The 16,301-nt window shown below is 74.6% G+C and carries 12 protein-coding genes and 1 rRNA gene; 11 read left to right on the plus strand and 2 right to left on the minus strand.

The genetic code is table 11. The annotated features are described in order from the left end of the window. Positions 1 to 93: 93 nt before the first annotated feature. Together ABGB06_RS27545 and ABGB06_RS27550 are read left to right on the plus strand one after the other, a co-directional pair. A complete protein-coding gene (locus ABGB06_RS27545; protein ID WP_347594157.1) occupies positions 94 to 3,954 on the plus strand; it encodes a glycosyltransferase family 2 protein in 3,861 nt (1,286 codons plus the stop codon). Continuing rightward, on the plus strand, positions 3,951 to 5,549 hold the full coding sequence (locus tag ABGB06_RS27550) for a DUF5719 family protein (RefSeq protein ID WP_347594159.1): 1,599 nt from the start codon (positions 3,951 to 3,953) through the stop codon (positions 5,547 to 5,549). The genes ABGB06_RS27545 and ABGB06_RS27550 overlap by 4 nt, the downstream gene beginning before the upstream one ends. A 70-nt stretch (positions 5,550 to 5,619) precedes the next feature. On the opposite strand, the gene ABGB06_RS27555 is transcribed toward ABGB06_RS27550, so the two are convergent. Next, a complete protein-coding gene (locus ABGB06_RS27555; RefSeq protein WP_347594161.1) occupies positions 5,620 to 6,087 on the minus strand; it encodes a metallopeptidase family protein in 468 nt (155 codons plus the stop codon). A 324-nt stretch (positions 6,088 to 6,411) separates the two neighbouring features. Between ABGB06_RS27555 and ABGB06_RS27560 the strand changes: the two genes are divergently transcribed. The 7 genes from ABGB06_RS27560 (at position 6,412) to ABGB06_RS27590 (ending at position 13,544) form a co-directional block, all read left to right on the plus strand. After that, on the plus strand, positions 6,412 to 6,804 hold the full coding sequence (locus ABGB06_RS27560; protein ID WP_347594163.1) for a DUF3499 domain-containing protein: 393 nt from the start codon (positions 6,412 to 6,414) through the stop codon (positions 6,802 to 6,804). A 92-nt stretch (positions 6,805 to 6,896) separates the two neighbouring features. After that, positions 6,897 to 8,255 carry a phosphomannomutase/phosphoglucomutase gene (locus ABGB06_RS27565; RefSeq protein WP_347594165.1) on the plus strand — a complete coding sequence of 453 codons (1,359 nt, stop codon included), beginning with the start codon at positions 6,897 to 6,899 and terminating at the stop codon, positions 8,253 to 8,255. A 137-nt stretch (positions 8,256 to 8,392) separates the two neighbouring features. Continuing rightward, entirely contained in the window at positions 8,393 to 8,566 is a 174-nt protein-coding gene (locus tag ABGB06_RS27570) for a Trm112 family protein (RefSeq protein WP_347594167.1), read from the plus strand. Between the two features lie 27 nt (positions 8,567 to 8,593). After that, entirely contained in the window at positions 8,594 to 9,790 is a 1,197-nt protein-coding gene (locus tag ABGB06_RS27575; RefSeq protein ID WP_347594169.1) for a mannose-6-phosphate isomerase, read from the plus strand. Positions 9,791 to 9,963: 173 nt separating this feature from the next. Then, positions 9,964 to 11,202: a mannose-6-phosphate isomerase, class I gene (manA, locus tag ABGB06_RS27580; RefSeq protein ID WP_347594171.1), complete on the plus strand. Its 1,239-nt coding sequence runs from the start codon at positions 9,964 to 9,966 to the stop codon at positions 11,200 to 11,202. A gap of 214 nt (positions 11,203 to 11,416) precedes the next feature. Further along, positions 11,417 to 12,859 (plus strand): adenosylhomocysteinase, encoded by a 1,443-nt coding sequence (ahcY, locus tag ABGB06_RS27585; protein ID WP_347594173.1) that lies wholly within the window; start codon positions 11,417 to 11,419, stop codon positions 12,857 to 12,859. 52 nt (positions 12,860 to 12,911) lie between these two features. Next, complete coding sequence (locus tag ABGB06_RS27590; RefSeq protein WP_347594175.1) at positions 12,912 to 13,544, plus strand: hypothetical protein; 633 nt, start codon at positions 12,912 to 12,914, stop codon at positions 13,542 to 13,544. Here the strand turns inward: ABGB06_RS27590 and ABGB06_RS27595 are convergent. After that, positions 13,528 to 14,628, minus strand: coding sequence for an RDD family protein (locus tag ABGB06_RS27595; RefSeq protein WP_347594177.1), 1,101 nt, complete (start codon positions 14,626 to 14,628; stop codon positions 13,528 to 13,530). The genes ABGB06_RS27590 and ABGB06_RS27595 overlap by 17 nt on opposite strands. A gap of 171 nt (positions 14,629 to 14,799) precedes the next feature. Here ABGB06_RS27595 and ABGB06_RS27600 point away from each other — a divergent pair, with 171 nt between their 5' ends. After that, on the plus strand, positions 14,800 to 15,807 hold the full coding sequence (locus tag ABGB06_RS27600) for a stage II sporulation protein M (RefSeq protein ID WP_347594179.1): 1,008 nt from the start codon (positions 14,800 to 14,802) through the stop codon (positions 15,805 to 15,807). A 376-nt stretch (positions 15,808 to 16,183) separates the two neighbouring features. Beyond that, a 16S ribosomal RNA gene (locus tag ABGB06_RS27605) occupies positions 16,184 to 16,301 on the plus strand; the annotation flags it as partial.

Genomic DNA, 16,301 nt, shown 5'->3' on the forward strand with positions numbered 1-16,301 from the left:
CCAGCCGCTAGTGTGGTGCGCTGTCCGAGACGTACCGCCGCCCGCGGCGCCGCTACGTCCACCACCGTCCAGCGAACCGGGGCCCGCACCTCGATGTCCCTGCACAGCCAGCCGGCGGAGCATCACCGTCAGCCCGCCCATCCCGAATTCCCGCGGCACGTCGTCACCGCCGTGCTCGTCTCGCATGACGGCGAACGCTGGCTCCCCGACGTCCTGACCGGGCTGCTGAGCCAGGACCGTCCCGTGCAGGACGTGATAGCCGCCGACACGGGCAGCGCGGACAGCTCCGCCACTCTGGTCACCGAGGCGCTCGGCGCCGAACGCGTGCTCCACCTCGCCCGCCGCACCGGCTTCGGCACCGCCGTGACCGAGGCCGCCCGCACCGCGCCGGTCCTCACCCCCGAGGAGCTGCCGTACCTCATGCGGCCGCCGGCCTGGGACCCCGTCAGCCGCACCTGGGACACCAGCACCTACGACCTGCCCGAGCTGCCGTTCGGCGAGCCGGTGCACTGGCTCTGGCTGCTGCACGACGACTCGGCGCCCGAGCCGGACGCCCTCGCGGAGCTGCTCAGGCAGGCCGACGCCACGCCCTCGGCCGCCATCGTCGGCGCCAAGCTCCGCGGCTGGTACGACCGCAGGCAGCTGCTGGAGGTGGGCGTCTCCATCGCCAACAGCGGCCGCCGGTGGACCAGCCTGGACCGCCGCGAGCAGGACCAGGGCCAGCACGACCAGGTGCGCCCCGTGCTCTCCGTCTCGACCGCCGGCATGCTGGTCAGGCGCGACGTCTTCGAGCAGCTCGGCGGCTTCGACCGACGACTGCCGCTGATGCGCGACGACGTCGAGCTGTGCTGGCGGGCGCAGGCCGCGGGCCACCGGGTGCTCGTCGCCCCCGCCGCCGTGCTCCGGCACGCCGAGGCCGCCTCCCGCGAGCGCCGCTCCATCGACTGCGCGGGCCGGATGGGCGCCAGCCCGCACCGCATCGACAAGGCCGCCGCCTCGTACGTGCTGCTCGTCGGCACCCGCGGGCGGAACCTTCCGTGGGTCATCTTCCGGCTGGTGCTCGGCACCCTGCTGCGCGTCCTGGCCTATCTCGTCGGCAAGTTGCCGGGACGCGCCCTGGACGAGGCGGGCGGCCTGCTCGCCACCCTGCTGCGGCCCGGACGGGTGCTCGGCGCCCGAAGACGGCGCCGCCGCGTCAGCGATCCGGCCGTCCAACCCGGCGACCTGCGGCCGCTCTTCCCGCCGCCCGGCGCCACCGTCCGGGCGACCGTCGAGCAGGTCGTCAGCAACGTCTCGCGCCGTTCCGACGCCGCCACGGCGTCCGCCGGGCGGCACGGCGCGGTCGAGTCGGGGCCCACCGACGAGGACGCCGACGCCTTCGAGGTCGAGCAGTTCGCGCGGCTCAAGCGGATGGCCCGACGGCCGGGACCGATGCTCTTCCTCGCACTGCTGCTGCTCTCCCTGCTCGCCTGTCGCGAGCTGATCAGCGGCGGCGCCCTGGCCGGCGGCGCCCTGCTGCCCGCCCCCGCCGAGGCGGCCAGCCTCTGGGAGCGGTACCTGGAGACCTGGCAGCCCGTGGGCACCGGCGGCGACCAGCCGGCCCCGCCCCATCTCGGGCTCCTCGCGCTGCTCTCCACGCTGCTGCTCGGCAGTCCCGGCACGGCCATGACGCTGCTGCTGGTCTGCTCCGTGCCGCTGGCCGGCGCCAGCGCCTACTTCACCTCGCGGCCGCTGGTCATGTCCCGGCTGCTGCGGGCCTGGGCCAGCATCGCCTACGCCCTGCTGCCCGCCATCACCGGCGCCCTGGCCAGCGGGCGGATCGGCACCGCCGTGCTCGCCGTGCTGCTGCCCCCGCTGGCCCGCACCGCGATCTCCGCCGCCGGATACGCGAACGGCGGCCGCGGCCCGTGGCGCGCCGCATGGGCCTGCGCGCTGCTGCTCACCATCGTCACCGCCTTCACCCCCGTGGTCTGGCCGCTGGCCGTGCTGCTGGCCGTCTGCGCCGTGGCGCTGCCGCTGCCCAGCCCGGAGCCGGGCCTGCGCCAGGCCAGGGCGCTGCGGTTCGCCGCGGCGCTGCTCACGCCGTTCGTGCTGCTCGGCCCGTGGTCCTGGTCGGTGCTGCTCAGCCCCGACGACTTCCTGCGCGAGGCCGGGCTGCCGTTCGACACCACGGACGCCAACGCCTGGCAGCTGCTCAACCTCAGCCCCGGCGGCCCGGGCACCCCCGGCGCGTGGCTGCTGGTCGGCCTGCTGCTGGCCGGGCTCGGGGCGCTGCTGCGCAAGGAGCGGCGGCTGGCCATCGGCACCGCCTGGTCCGTGGCGCTGGTCGGTCTGCTCTTCGCCGTCTGGTCGAGCGGCGGCGACCACTGGGCGGGCCCGGCCACCCTGGTCTACGGGCTGGCCCTGCTGTGCGCCGCCGTGCTCGGCGCGGACGGCGCCAGGTACCGGGTGGCCGCGCAGAGCTTCGGCTGGCGGCAGCCCGTGGCGGTGGCCGTCGCCGGCGCCGCCGCCGTCGGGCCGCTGCTGGTCGGCGCCGGCTGGGTGCTCGGCGGCGCGGACAGCCCGCTGGAACGCCGCGACCCGGTGCAGGTGCCCGCGTTCGTGGCCGAGGAGAGCTCCACCCAGGACCAGGCCCGCACCCTGGTGCTGTCCGGCGAGGGCGCGAGCGACGACGGGCCGGCCGAGCTCGTCGAGTACTCCCTGGTGCGCGGTTCGGGCGCCCGCCTCGGCGACGCCGACCTGGCCGGGCTGCTCGGGGACAACTCCGAGCTGAGCCAGGCCGTGGGCGACCTGGTCGCCGGCTCGGGCGCCGACCAGACCGCGGTGCTCGCCTCCTACGCGGTGGCGTACGTCCTGGTGCAGGACGGTTCGCCGATCGCGCTGCACCAGGTGCTGGACACCACGCCGGGACTCCAGCGCCTCAGCCAGGAGGACGGCAGCGCGCTGTGGCGGGTGGACCGCGAGGTCTCCCGGGCCATGCTGCTGCCGTCCGGATCCGACGGCGCGGCGGACGCGCAGCCGATCGCCGCCGGCCCGGTCGAGGTGCACGCCGACGTGCCCGACGGTCCCGAGGGGCGCACGGTGCGCCTCGCCGACGCGGCCTCCTCCGGCTGGCACGCCACCCTCGACGGCGAGCCGCTGACCCCGGTCACCCTGGGCGGCTGGGCGCAGGGCTTCGAGCTGCCGGCCGGCGGCGGCCGGCTGGACATCACCTTCGAGACGTCGAGCACCCACACCCTGTGGGTCTGGGCCCAGGGCTTCGCGCTGCTGGTGCTGGGCGTGCTGGCGCTGCCCGGCCGGCGCCGCGAGCTGGACGACGACCTGCCCGAGCCGGAACCGGTGGCGATCGGGGCACCGGGCGGCCGGCGCGCGCGCCGGCTCGCCGCCGAGGCGGCGCCCGCGGCCGGCGTCGGCTTCGAACCGCAGGCCACGTTCGACCCGCAGGGCGCGCCGGCTGCCGAGCCGGCCTCCGGGGCGACCTCCGAGCCGGGCGCCACCCCCGACGCGCAGCCGGCGGCGGGCCCGCCCCCGCCGCCCCCGCCGTCCGTGCCTCCGCCGATGTCGCCGCCCGACCAGCAGCCCGAACCGACGCCCACCGCGGAACAGCCGCAGTGGGGCTACGCGGGCGAGCAGCCGGATCCGGCGTACCCGCAGCAGCCGTACCAGACCGGCTACCAGGACCAGTACGGCCAGCAGTACGGCGACCAGTACCAGGGCCAGCAGTACCCGGACCCGCAGTCGTATCCCGACCAGCCGCAACATCCGGATCAGCAGCCGTACCCGGACCAGCAGCAGTACCAGGACGCCGAGAGCTACCCACCCGAGGGCTATCCCGGTGGCCAGGCCGTTCCGGAGCAGACCCAGCCGTACGGCGGCGAAGGCTGGGACGAGCAGAACTACGCCGCGCCCTACGACTATCCGGCCGACTACGGGGACGGGAGCAACCAGCGGTGAACCGCCCGACCATCTCGCTGCTCGCCGTCGGCGGCGCGCTGCTCGCGCTGACCGGCGTGGCCAGCCTCGGCCCGGGCGACGGGTCGGCGGACTCCACCACCCCGGCGGCCGCCAGCCCGCGCCCGGTCGAGCGCACCACCCTGACCTGCCCGCGGCCGACCGAGGCCGAGTCCGCGACGACCTGGTACACCGGGTACACCCCGGCCGGCGAGTCCGCCTCCGACCAGGAGGCCGGCAGCGCCAACCTGTTCCCGGCCCCGGAGTACGTGCCGGGCACCGAGGACCCCGCGGACGACGGCGAGGACTCGGACGAGGGCGGCGGTGACCAGGGCGGCGGTGGCGAGGGCGGTGACGGGGCCGGCGAGGAGGCCGAGCCGGTAGCGGCGTTGGAGGAGCCCGGGCTGCCGGTGACCGTCAGCACCGAGAGGTCCGACGCCCCGGCGCTCTTCGGCACGGCCGAGGAGGCGCTGGCCCCCGGCTGGACCGTGCAGCAGACCACCAGCGTCGCGACGGGCGCGGGCCGCGGCCTGCTGGGCACGACCTGCCAGGAGCCGGACACCGCGTTCTGGTTCGCCGGCGCGAGCACCGCCGAGACCCGGCACGACTACGTGCACGTCATCAACCCCGACGCGGCGGCGACCGTCGTCGACATCGAGCTCTATGGTCCGGAGGGTCGGCTGGAGACCGACGCGGGCCAGGCCATCACCGTGCCCGGCGGTTCGGCCCTCCCGGTCCGGCTGTCCACGCTGACCGACGAGGAGCTCGACGACCTCGCCGTCCAGGTCACCGCGCGCACCGGCCGGGTCGGCGCCCAGGTCGAGGTGGTCGACGAGGAGCTCGGCGCGGACTGGCTGCCGCCCGCCGCCGTGGCCGACGGCCCGCTGGTGCTGCCGGGCATCCCGGCCGACGCCACCGACGTGCGCCTGGTGGCCTACGCGCCCGGCGACGAGGACGTCACCTTCGACGTCGGCCTGGCCGGCCCGTCGGGCGTCATCACCCCGGCCGGCAACGAGACCGTCGCGGTCCGCTCCGGCGAGCTGACCGTTCTGGAGCTCGGCAACCTCTCCCAGGGCGAGGCCGGCTCGCTCGTGCTGACCCCCGCCTCCGGTTCGGGCGGCGGCCCGGTGGCCGCCGCCGTCGCGATCACCGCGGCGGCGCACGACGAGGACGGGGAGGCCACCGGCGCCGAGGAGCTGGCGTTCGTCCCCGCCAGCGCGTCCATCGAGCAGCGCGGCAGCATCGCGGGGAACACCGCGGACGGCACCGGGCTGGCCCTGACCGCCACCCGCGGTCCGGTCGAGGTCGAGGTCACCGTCTCGGCGGGCAGCGACGGCGGCGAGCCGTTCACCGAGAACCACACCGTGGACGCCGGCACCACCCTGGCCATCGCCCCGGAGATCCCCGACGGGACCAAGGGCCGCTACGCGATCACCGTGGAGCGGGTCGGCGGCGACGGCCGGCTGTACGCCGCCCGGACGCTGTCCGAGGGCGGCGGCGAGCAGGATCTGATGCTCACGGTCCAGCCCTTCGCCGACGACCGCTCCACCGTCGCCGTGCCGGCGACCGAGGAGGACCTCGCGGTGCTCACCGACTGAGCCACCCGCTGACTCGCCCCGGTGAGGCACCGCCCTGGTGCCTCACCGGGGCGTGGTCATCGGGGCTTGGTCACTCCTGGCCGTAGCGCGGGTCGACGGACTCGGGCGCCAGCCCCAGCAGCTCGGCCGCCTGCTCCACCACGACCTCGTGCACCAGCCGCGCGCACTCGTCGCGGTCCCGGCTGCGCAGCTCCACCGGCCTGCGGTAGACCACGATCCGGTCGGGCCGGCCGTCCCTGGCCGGCACCACCCCGCCGAGCGGGACGAAGTCCGCCGCCGCGGCGTCCGCGAGCTCCCCGCGGGACAGCCACGGCACCTCCTGCACGGCGAAGTCGACCCCGGCCAGCTGCGGCAGCCGGCGTCTGAGCCGCTCCGCCGACTCGTGCACCAGCGAGTCGAAGGTGTCCGCCCGGCTGATCGCCAGCGGCACCTGCGGTGGCGCCACGGGCCCGCGCATCCCACGGCCGTGCCGGTCCCGGTTACGGGGTCGGCGGTTCGGCCCGGACGGGGCGGGGGGGACGCTGCTGAGGTTGTCCATCGACTCTGACCATAGATGACCCGACGGCCGCGGGTCGCTCCGTTCACTCGAAGCCGACGACCCGGCGTCCGGCTCCGCCGGTCCGCCGGCCGACTCGGGATCCGGCTCACGGGCCGGCTCACGGGCCGGATCGTTGGCCGGTTCGCCGGCTGGTTCCGGGGCCGGTGAGGGGAGCGGCGAGGGGGACAACGGCACCTCCAGTCGGATCTCCGGGCGGATCTCCCGGCGAATGCGGACAGCACGGACCCGGTCCAGACGACACGGGGGTGCACGGTCGGGGCAAGTCGTCGCGACCCGCTCAGGAGTGCGGTACGGTCCAACATCGTGAGCCCCGTACGTCGCTGTTCGCGCACCGCGTGCGGCCGCCCTGCCGTGGCGACGCTGACGTATGTCTACGCGGACTCCACGGCCGTCCTCGGCCCACTCGCCACCTATGCCGAGCCGCACTGCTACGACCTGTGTGCGGAGCACTCCGAGCGGCTGACCGCACCGCGCGGCTGGGAGGTGGTCAGGCTCGCCGTCGACGTGCAGGCGGCCCGGCCCAGCGGGGACGACCTGGAGGCGCTCGCCGACGCCGTGCGCGAGGCCGCCCGCACCCCGCCGCGGGACGACGGCCGGAGGGGCGCGGCGGGACAGCCCGCGCCCGCGGGCGGCGCGGATCCCATCGAGGTGGCTCGCCGTGCGCACTTGCGTATCCTCCGCTCCCCGGAGCCGTGAGCTCCGCCGGTTACATTGGGGCCCGCTGCTCGATGGAGAGCCGCGACACGCGAACCTCGGACCTCCAGACACGAGACAAAAAGGGGTGGGCTGTGCCTGACCTGTCGCAGATCGTGAAGGCCTACGACGTGCGTGGCGTGGTTCCCGACCAGTGGGACGAACGCTTGGCGGAGCTGTTCGGTGCCGCCTTCGCAGAGGTGACCGGTGCCGAGGCGGTGGTCATCGGCCACGACATGCGTCCCTCGTCCCCCCGGCTCGCCCACGCCTTCGGCAGCGGGGCGGCCCGGCTCGGCGCGGACGTCACCGAGATCGGCCTCTGCTCCACCGACCAGCTCTACTACGCCAGCGGCGCGCTCGACCTGCCGGGCGCGATGTTCACCGCCAGCCACAACCCGGCCCAGTACAACGGCATCAAGATGTGCCGGGCCGGCGCCGCCCCGATCGGGCAGGACAGCGGTCTCGCCGAGATCCGCGCCCTGGTGGAGCGCTGGCTCGACAGGGGCACCCCGGCCCCCTCCGGCAACCCCGGCAGCATCGGCCAGCGGGACGTGCTCCAGGACTACGGCCGGCATCTGCGTTCGCTGGTCAGGATCGACGCCATCCGCCCGCTGCGCGCCGTGGTGGACGCGGGCAACGGCATGGGCGGCCACACCGTGCCCACGGTGCTGGCCGACTCGCCCGTCGAGGTCGACCCGATGTACTTCGAACTGGACGGCACCTTCCCCAACCACGAGGCCAACCCGCTGGATCCGGCCAACATCGTGGATCTCCAGGCCCGGGTGCGGGCCACCGGCGCCGACATCGGCCTGGCCTTCGACGGCGACGCCGACCGTTGTTTCGTCGTCGACGAGCGCGGCGAGCCCGTGCCGCCGTCCGCCATCGCCGCCCTGGTCGCCGCCCGGGAACTGGCCAAGGCGCCGGGCTCCAGCGTCATCCACAACCTCATCACCTCCTGGTCCGTCCCCGAGGTGGTGCGGGAGAGCGGCGGCACCCCCGTGCGCACCCGCGTCGGGCACTCGTTCATCAAGGCGGAGATGGCCCGCACCGGCGCCATCTTCGGCGGCGAGCACTCCGCCCACTACTACTTCCGCGACTTCTGGAACGCGGACACCGGCATGCTGGCCGCGCTGCACGTGCTGGCCGCGCTCGGCGGTCAGCAGGGCACGCTGTCGCAGCTGGTCGCCGAGTACGACCGGTACCCGTCCTCGGGCGAGATCAACAGCCGGGTGGCCGACCAGGCGGCGCGGACCGCCGCGGTCCGCGCCGCCTTCGGCGACCTGGACGACGTGACCCTGGACGAGCTGGACGGCCTGACCGTGACCGCCGAGGACTGGTGGTTCAACCTCCGGCCCTCGAACACCGAGCCGCTGCTGCGCCTCAACGTCGAGGCCCGCGACGCGGCCACCGTGGCCAAGGTGCGCGACGAGGTGCTGGCGATCGTCCGGGCGTAGGCGCCGGGCGCGCCCGTGCGGACGTGGGTGCGCGGGCGGGCGTTCGGGTGCGGGGGATGTGCCGGTGTCCGCCGCTCCCGATGCCCGCCGGGCGGCGTACGGGTAGGGTGATCGGCGACGACCCGCTGGAGGAGACCATGCCGCCCATCGAAGCCGCGCTGCTGGAGATCCTGGCCTGCCCCGTCTGCCACGCCCCGCTCCGCGAGGACGGCGACGAACTGGTGTGCACGGGTGAGTCCTGCGGCCTGGCCTACCCGATCCAGGACGGCATCCCCGTCCTGCTGGAGGACGAGGCGCGCCGCACCGGCTGACGGCGCTCGCCGCGATCGGAGCCTCGCATGTTCGACGAAACGCTGCTGGACTCGCCCGACCAGCTCACCCGCGCCGACCCCCGCGGCCTGCTCCGCGCTGTCGCCGCGGCCGGCGCGCAGGTGCGCACCGCCGCCAGAGCCGCGCAGGAGTCCGACCTCTCCCGGATCGACCCCGACGGCCGCCCCGGCGCCCTGCTGCTCGCCGGGCCCGGGCCCGACGTGCCGCTCATCGCCGACCTGCTGCGCGCGCTCACCGGCGACGGCCTCCCGGTCCGCGTGCTGCGACCCGCCGGCGCGCTCGCCGCCCCGGGGGCCCTCACGTGGCCGTTGCCCCGCTGGGTCGGCCCGCTCGACCTGCTGCTGGTCACCTCGGCGGAGGGCACCGAGCCCGGGCTGTCGTTGCTGCTGGAGGCCGCGTTCCGGCGCGGCTGTCAGGTGGTCACCGTCGCGCCCGCCGACTCGCCGCTGGCCGAGACCAGCGCGCACCGCCGCAACCTCACCCTCCCGCTGGTCACCGCCCCCTACGCCGAGCCCGCCGACCATCCGGCGGCGCCGGGACCGACCTGGGCGGTCATCACACCGCTGCTGCTGCTCGGCGAGCGCCTCGGCCTCTTCCCGCCCGGCACCGCCGACGTCGCCGCGCTGCAGGCCATGGCCGACCGGCTGGACGCGGTGGCCGAGCGCTGCGGTCCCGCCTCCCGCACGCACGGGAACACCGCGAAGACCCTGGCCGTCGAGTTCGGTGCCGCCCTGCCGCTGCTGTGGAGCGAGGGCCCGGTGGCGCACGCCGCCGCCCGGCACGCCGCGGCCACCCTGACCTGCCTGCCCGGCCGGCCGGCGCTCACCGCCGAGCTCCCCGAGGCGCTGACGGCGCACGCGGCGCTGCTGAACGGCAGCCTGGTGCCCGGCGCCGGACCCGAGGACTTCTTCCGCGACCGGGTCGAGGAGCCGCAGCCGTTGCGCGCCCGGGTGCTGCTGCTGCGCAGCCCGCTGCCGCCCGGCTCGGACGGCCCGACGCCCAGCGCCGCCACCGCCGCCCGCGATCTGGCGTTCTCCCAGGGCGTGGCGTTCAGCGAGTTGGAGACGGAGGAGCCGGAGGAGGCCGGCGAGCCGGAGACGCCGCCCGCCGAGCGCGGCGGTCCGCTGCTGATCGCGGCCGAGCTGCTGGCCCAGCTCGACTTCGCGGCGGTCTACCTGACGCTCGCCTCCGCCGACCGGTCATGACGGCCGGTGCCCGCCGCGCTGCCCGCCCGGGCTGACCAGCACCCGAAGCCCGTGAAGTCCCCCGCGGTGGCCAGGCACCGCCGCCCGCCTCCGTCCGGCTGACCACCGCCCGCACCGCCCGCACCGCAGGCCGCTCGCCGCGCAGCGGCCCGCACCGACCGTCTGGATCTGCCATGGATCGCCTGGAGAACACCATCCGCCCCTACGCCTGGGGCTCGACGACCGCACTGCCCGAGCTGATGGGCGCCGAGCCGACCGGCGAGCCGCAGGCGGAGCTGTGGATGGGTGCTCACCCCGGGGCGCCGTCCCTCGTCGACCGCGGCTCCGGCCCCGTCTCCCTCACCGACGTCATCGCCGCCGACCCCACGGCCGAGCTCGGCGAGCCCACCGTGCGCGCTCTCGGCCCGCGGTTGCCGTTCCTGCTCAAGCTGCTGGCCGCCGAGGCGCCGCTCTCGGTGCAGGTGCACCCCGACCGGGCCCAGGCCGCCGCCGGCTTCGCCGACGAGGAGGCCCGCGGGGTGCCGCTGGACGCCCCGCACCGCAACTACAAGGACGCCAACCACAAGCCCGAACTGATCTGCGCGCTCACCCCGTTCGACGGGCTGTGCGGGTTCCGCCCCGCCGCCGAGGCCGCCGACCTGCTGGACGCCCTCGACGTGGGCGAGCTCAAGCCGTACGCCGACCTGCTGCGGGCCCACCCCGAGGCCGACGCGCTGCGCGAGACGCTCACCGCCGTGCTCAGCGCCGACCGCGAGGCGCTGGCCGGCGTGGTGACCAGGGCCGCGCAGGCCGCCCGCCGGCTGGCCGCCGAGGGGCCCAGCCGCTTCACCAGCAGCTACGACGCGGTGGACCGCATGGAGCGCCACTTCCCCGGCGACCCCGGCGTCATCGCCGGCATGCTGCTCAACCCGGTGCGCCTCAGCCCGGGCGAGGCCCTGTTCCTCGGCGCCGGCGTGCCGCACGCCTACCTGCGGGGGCTGGGCGTGGAGATCATGGCCACCTCGGACAACGTGCTGCGCTGCGGCCTGACCCCCAAGCACATCGACGTGCCCGAGCTCCTCCGCGTGGTCCGCTTCGGGGCCACCGAGCCCGGCGTGCTGCGCCCGGAGGCCGTCCCCGGCGGGGCGGGCGGGGACGCCGCGGGCCCGGTCGAGGAGCGGTACCCCGCGCCGATCGAGGACTTCCGGCTCTCCCGGGTCGACCTGGTGCCCGACGCCGCCCCGCACCGGTTCGACGACCGCACCCCGCAGATCCTGCTCTGCACCGCGGGACGCGCCACGCTCCGCGCCGGCGACGAGCAGCGTGACGAACTCGTCCTGGAACCCGGCCGGTCGGCGTACGTCAGGGCGGGGGAGCAGGTCAGCGCCACCGGGGTCGGCACCGTGTTCCGCGCCACGGTCGCCGTGGCCTGAGGCCCCGTGGTCCGCCCCGGGGCCGGAGGTGTAGATTCGGCCGGGAGTCAGACGTCGTTGCTGATGGCAGTCGGGCGACCAGTGGGTCGCACCCGGCCGAGGGGAAAGAAGGCCCTCCGACGGACTGCGATGCTCCGGGCATGCCCGCGGTCCGACCGCGCTGCCCGCAGCCGCACCTGTCCGCGCACGCTCATCCGTACGAGGAGCAGCCGTCATGACCGACCGCACGAACGACCCCGCGACCGGCGGCGACTTCAGGGTCGCCGACCTCTCGCTGGCCGACTTCGGACGCAAGGAGATCAGCCTCGCCGAGCACGAGATGCCCGGCCTGATGGCGATCCGCGAGGAGTACGCCGCGTCGCGGCCGCTGGCCGGCGCGCGCATCACCGGCTCGCTGCACATGACCGTGCAGACCGCCGTGCTCATCGAGACGCTGATCGCCCTGGGCGCCGAGGTCCGCTGGGCCTCCTGCAACATCTTCTCCACCCAGGACCACGCGGCCGCGGCGATCGCCGCCGCCGGCATCCCCGTCTTCGCCTGGAAGGGCGAGACGCTCGAGGAGTACTGGTGGTGCACCGAGCAGGCGCTGACCTGGCCGGACGCCCCGACCGGTGGCCCGACCATGATCCTCGACGACGGCGGCGACGCCACCCTGCTGGTCCACAAGGGCGTCGAGTACGAGAAGGCCGGGAAGGTCCCCGACCCCGACACCGCCGAGAACGACGAGCACCGCGTCATCCTCGAACTGCTGACCAGGACGCTGGGTGAGAGCCCGCAGAAGTGGACCCAGGCCGCCTCGGAGATCCGCGGCGTCACCGAGGAGACCACCACCGGCGTGCACCGGCTGTACGAGATGTTCCGGGACGGCACGCTGCTCTTCCCGGCGATCAACGTCAACGACTCGGTCACCAAGTCCAAGTTCGACAACAAGTACGGCTGCCGCCACTCGTTGATCGACGGCATCAACCGCGCCACCGACGTGCTGATCGGCGGCAAGGTCGCCGTGGTGTGCGGCTACGGCGACGTCGGCAAGGGCTGCGCCGAGTCGCTGCGCGGCCAGGGCGCCCGGGTGATCATCACCGAGATCGACCCCATCTGCGCCCTCCAGGCCGCGATGGACGGCTACCAGGTGGCCACCCTCGAGGACGTCGTGGAGACCGCGGACATCTTCGTCACCTGCACCGGGAACCGCGACATCATCATGGCCTCCGACATGAGCCGGATGAAGCACCAGGCGATCGTCGGCAACATCGGCCACTTCGACAACGAGATCGACATGGCGGGCCTGGCCCAGATCCCCGGCGTCGTCAAGGACGAGGTCAAGCCCCAGGTGCACACCTGGACCTTCCCGGACGGCCACAACATCATCGTGCTGTCCGAGGGCCGCCTGCTGAACCTGGGGAACGCCACGGGCCACCCCTCGTTCGTGATGTCCAACAGCTTCGCCAACCAGACGATCGCCCAGATCGAACTGCACACGAAGACCAGCGAGTACCCGACCGGCGTCTACACGCTGCCCAAGCACCTGGACGAGAAGGTCGCCCGGCTGCACCTGGACGCGCTGGGCGTCCGGCTCACCGCCCTCCGCCCCGAACAGGCCGACTACATCGGCGTGCCGGTCGAGGGTCCCTACAAGTCCGACCACTACCGCTACTGACGCGACGCTCCCGCGGCCCGCGCTGGGCCGCGGGAGCACCCACCCACCCACCATGCCCCGCGGCCGTTACCTCCTCCAGGACCCCGAGACCGGGGAGCCCGTCGGCGAGGAGCGCTTCCAGTGCGCTCCTGGCCCCAGCGGCTGGCGCTACGTCGCCCACCGGACGGCCCCGAGCGGCGCACCGGCCGGATCCGTGGACCTGACGCTGGACGAGCTGGGCCGGCCGCTCCGGCTTGAGCTGCGGGCCGGCGACTGGCTGGTGCGCGGCGGCGCGCTGGCCGGCGTCACCTGGGTCCGGATGGCCGCCACCGGCGAGCACGCCCAGGAGGGCAACGCGCCCGCGCGCGGCTTCACCGGGGACTCGCCCGCGTTCCTGGTCGCCACGGCCCGCCTGCTCAGACCCGAACCCGACGGCGACGCCACGCCGGTCCGGCTGGTCGAGCTCACCCCGCCGGTGCTCGCCCCGCGCACCCGCCAGGAGTCCTGGACGCTGCTCGGCCGGGAACAGCACCCGACGGACGTCGGGCCGCTGGTCGTGGACCAGCACCGGGTCGACGACCTGGAGACCGGCGAACGGCGCGTCGTCCACCTCGCCGGCGACGTGGTGCTGGCCGCGCCCGGCGTGGAACTCGAGGACCTCGACTCGCCGCCGTCCACGTTCCCCCCGCTCAGAACGGCGGAGTGAAACCGGTCGCCGGAGGACCCTCCGACTCCCCGGTCTGCCGCGGCCCGCCGCTCGCCGCCCCCGGCTGCCAGCCGCCATCGGCGCCGCCACCACTGCCCGTGGCCGGTGCCGGGTCGAGGGGCTGCCAGGCACTCGCCGAGGTCTGAGGCTGGCCGACGCCACCGCTGGCCGCAACGGGTGCGGGGTCCGGGGCCTGCCAGGGCCCCGCCGAGGGCTGGTGCGGGCCGTTGCCCGTGCTGGCCGCAACCGGTGCCGGGTCCGGGGCCTGCCAGGGCCCCGCCGAGGGCTGGTGCGGGCTGTCGTACGCCGTCGGCGGCGCCGACGGCGGCACCGCGTGCGGGCCGAAGGCCCGCTCCGCGTCCCGGCGTTGGCGTTCCGCGGCCACCCCGGCGAGATAGGCCACCGGGTGGATGCCGGGCGGGGCCGGCGTGCCGATCCGGTCCACCAGATCGGAGCACAGCCGCACCGCCATCGACCAGGCCACCCGCTGGTCCAGCTGCCGCATCCGGCCCAGGTACTGGCGCACCGCCAGCCACAACCCCTCCGGCACCCGGGACAGGTCGAGCTCCGCGAACCGCCCGTCCAACCCGGGCGGCGGTGGTGGCGGCGGAGCCGACCGCGCGCCCGGAATCCGCTCCCGCACCACCAGGGTCCCGGCGAAGACGTCTCCCAGCCTGCGACCCCGCGCCGACACCAGCGAGGCGATGCAGGCCACGCACCCGACCGTCGCGAGGATCTCCAGGAAGCCGATCGCACCGCGCACCAGCGCGTGCCGGAAGCGGATCGGGCCGCCGTCCTCCCGCACCACCCGGAGCCCGCAGACCAGCTTGCCCAGCGAACGTCCGTGGCTCAGCGTCTCCACCGCCACCGGACCGCCGACCAGGAACAGCACCAGAAGCGCGGCCTGTACCGCGGCGGCCGTGGCCGTGCCGAGCGGCAGCACCGCGCTCAGCAGCACGATCACCAGCAGCAGATAGCAGCCCACGAGGACGACCAGATCCAGGGTGATGGCCAGCGCCCGGCTCGGCAGCCTCGCCGGTTGCAGGCCGAGCACCACCGCGTCGCCCGTGACCAGCTGACTCATCCGGTGACCCCCTCCCGTGGTGACTGACCGGTTCCACCGGACAGTCTGTCACCGTCTCCCGACAGCGCCGGCGAGACCGGGAGCGTCCCCGTGTCCCGTTTCCGTGTCCCGTTTCCGTGTCCAGTCCCGGTGCCCTGTGCCCGTGTCAGTCCCGTCTGAGAAGCTCGGCTCATGGACCTCGACGTGTTCGTCGCCGCACACCAGGCGGAGTGGGACCGGCTGGGCGTGCTGCTGCGCCGCGGCCGGCGCCTCACCGGAGCGGAGGCCGACGAGCTCGTCCTGCTCTACCAGCGCACGGCCACTCACCTCTCGCAGCTCCAGTCGTCCGCCCCCGACCCGGCTCTCACCAGCCGGCTCACCACGCTGGTGGCCCGCGCCCGCAGCGCGGTCGTCGGCGCCCGGCGGGCCACGTGGCGGGACGCCGCCCTGTTCCTCACCCGCGGCTTTCCCGCCGCGTGCTATCGCAGCCGGCACTGGTGGGTCACCACGGGCCTGGTGTTCACGATCGTGGTGGCGGCGCTGGGCTGGTGGATCGCCACCGACCCCGGCGTGCGCAGCAGCGTCGCCGCCCCGCAGGAGCTGCGCGAGATGACCCGGCCCGGCGGCGCGTACGAGTCGTACTACTCCAGCAGTCCCGCCGCCGCCTTCTCCGCCCAGGTCTGGACGAACAACTCGCAGGTCGCCGGGATGTCCCTGGCCTTCGGCGCGCTGCTCGGCCTCCCGGTGCTCTGGGTCCTGCTGCAGAACGCGATCAACGTCGCGGCCGGCGTCGGGCTGATGGCCTCGGTCGACCGGCTCGACGTCTTCCTGGGCCTGATCCTGCCGCACGGACTGCTGGAGCTCACCGCGGTCTTCGTCGCGGCCGGGACCGGGCTGCGGTTGGGGTGGACGGTGATCGACCCGGGTCCGCGCACCCGGCGGGCCGCGCTGGCGGTGGAGGGCCGCGCGGCGATAGGCATGGCCATCGGCCTGGCCCTGGTGCTGCTGCTGTCCGGGGTGATCGAGGGCTTCGTGACCCCGTCCGGGCTGCCCACCTGGGGCCGCATCGCCATCGGGGTGGTGGCCGAAGTGGCCTTCCTCGCCTATGTCTTCGTCCTCGGACGGCGGGCCGCCCTGGCCGGCGAAACCGGGGACATGACGGCGCGAGACCGCCCGGACGAGGTGCCCGTCGCCGCCTGACCGGTTTGATCCCAGGGCTCGACTTGACGGCGGTGACCCCCACGCGTAATGTTGCCCGAGCGCTTGCAACAGGGGGCGCGTTCCGCCACTGTAAGTGGCGACCACAAACCGTGAGCTACCGCCCGAGAGGGCTTCTTTCGCTTGCCCTCAGCTTGTCGAAAGACCCCGGATTTTGAATTCGGCGGGGAACGCTACTAAGGTAGTGGACACACCGAGAGGGAAAACGCCGGAAGGCGTCCGTTCCTTGAGAACTCAACAGCGTGTCATGTTGTCAATGCCAGATGATTTGACTGCCAGACAGGACCTTGGGGTTTCCTGGGGTTTGTTTGGCGCATTCAGCGAGGATGTTCTTGCTCGCGTGGATGGTTTTGAAGCATTCACGGAGAGTTTGATCCTGGCTCAGGACGAACGCTGGCGGCGTGCTTAACACATGCAAGTCGAACGATGATCCGGCTTCGGTCGGGGATTAGTGGCGAACGGGTGAGTAACACGTG

It is taken from the genome of Streptomyces sp. B6B3 (genome assembly GCF_039871525.1).
GTDB lineage: Bacteria > Actinomycetota > Actinomycetes > Streptomycetales > Streptomycetaceae > Streptomyces.

Bases quoted from the DNA above. Each gene is read 5' to 3' on its own strand.
- ABGB06_RS27570 (WP_347594167.1), top strand. From the start codon at position 8,393: ATGCCGCCCATCGAAGCCGCGCTGCTGGAGATCCTGGCCTGCCCCGTC.
- ABGB06_RS27595 (WP_347594177.1), bottom strand. From the start codon at position 14,628: ATGAGTCAGCTGGTCACGGGCGACGCGGTGGTGCTCGGCCTGCAACCG.
- ABGB06_RS27590 (WP_347594175.1), top strand. From the start codon at position 12,912: ATGCCCCGCGGCCGTTACCTCCTCCAGGACCCCGAGACCGGGGAGCCC.
- ABGB06_RS27555 (WP_347594161.1), bottom strand. From the start codon at position 6,087: ATGGACAACCTCAGCAGCGTCCCCCCCGCCCCGTCCGGGCCGAACCGC.
- manA (WP_347594171.1), top strand. From the start codon at position 9,964: ATGGATCGCCTGGAGAACACCATCCGCCCCTACGCCTGGGGCTCGACG.
- ABGB06_RS27545 (WP_347594157.1), top strand. From the start codon at position 94: ATGTCCCTGCACAGCCAGCCGGCGGAGCATCACCGTCAGCCCGCCCAT.
- ABGB06_RS27600 (WP_347594179.1), top strand. From the start codon at position 14,800: ATGGACCTCGACGTGTTCGTCGCCGCACACCAGGCGGAGTGGGACCGG.
- ABGB06_RS27575 (WP_347594169.1), top strand. From the start codon at position 8,594: ATGTTCGACGAAACGCTGCTGGACTCGCCCGACCAGCTCACCCGCGCC.
- ahcY (WP_347594173.1), top strand. From the start codon at position 11,417: ATGACCGACCGCACGAACGACCCCGCGACCGGCGGCGACTTCAGGGTC.